The organism is Rhodococcus sp. FW305-130 (genome assembly GCF_058788335.1).
This window is the reverse complement of the sequence record NZ_JBYTAP010000026.1, coordinates 1-934: the sequence shown is the minus strand read 5'-3', so window position 1 is coordinate 934 and position 934 is coordinate 1. Positions and strand designations below refer to the sequence as shown.

The window sequence follows — 934 nt, the reverse complement described above, 5'->3', positions numbered from 1 at the left end:
AACACCTGCAGACCCGAAATAGCCTGACCCACAACACTCGCCGACGCATCCGCCGCCAACGCAGCATCCAACACACGATGGCTCACATGCACCGTCGTCTCCGTGATGCCGTACATGTTCACCAACGTCGGCGCAGAGTCACCGCGGCGGCCATACCAATCCGACAAGCGTCGAAGCTCGAGCGCCTCCCCACCGAAAACAACCCACCGCAACGACAACTCGGCGGCCTGACCGGATTCCGACGCCAACCGATCAGCCTCGGCCAACTGATAGAACGCCGACGGCGTCTGATTGAGCACCGTCACCCGCTCAGCAGCAAGCAACTCCAAGAACTGCTCCGGCGACCGCGACGTCACATAGTCCACGACGACCAACGTGCCGCCGTACAACAGCGGACCCCACAACTCCCACACCGAGAAGTCGAACGCATAACTGTGGAACATCGTCCACACATCCGACTCGTCGAACCCGTACACACTCTCGGTATTCGCAAACAACTTCGCCACCGTGATGTGCGGAACCTGCACACCCTTCGGGCGACCCGTCGAACCCGACGTGTAAATCACATACGCAACATTCGACGACCGCAACGGCGCAACACGATCCGCATCCGTCACCACCGAACCATCGAACTCCGACACATCCACCGCGTCGATATCAACCACCGGCAAACCAGCGGGCAACACCAACTCACGCCCGGACCACGAAATCGCAGCCACCGGAGCAGCATCGGCCAACATGAACTCGACACGATCAGCCGGATACGACGGATCCACCGGCAAATACCCCGCACCGGACTTCACCACCGCCAACAACGCCACCACAAGATCAGCCGACCGCGGCAACGCCACCGCCACCAACGACTCCGGACCACAACCCTGAGCAATCAACCTGCGCGCCAACCGATTCGACCGAACCGACAACTCCGCATACG

1 protein-coding gene is annotated in these 934 nt (G+C 60.9%); it reads right to left on the bottom strand.

The window, feature by feature from the left end; genetic code table 11:
• Positions 1–934: AMP-binding protein (locus AC3WQS_RS31330; RefSeq protein WP_492713601.1), on the bottom strand; the 934-nt coding region annotated here is incomplete at both ends.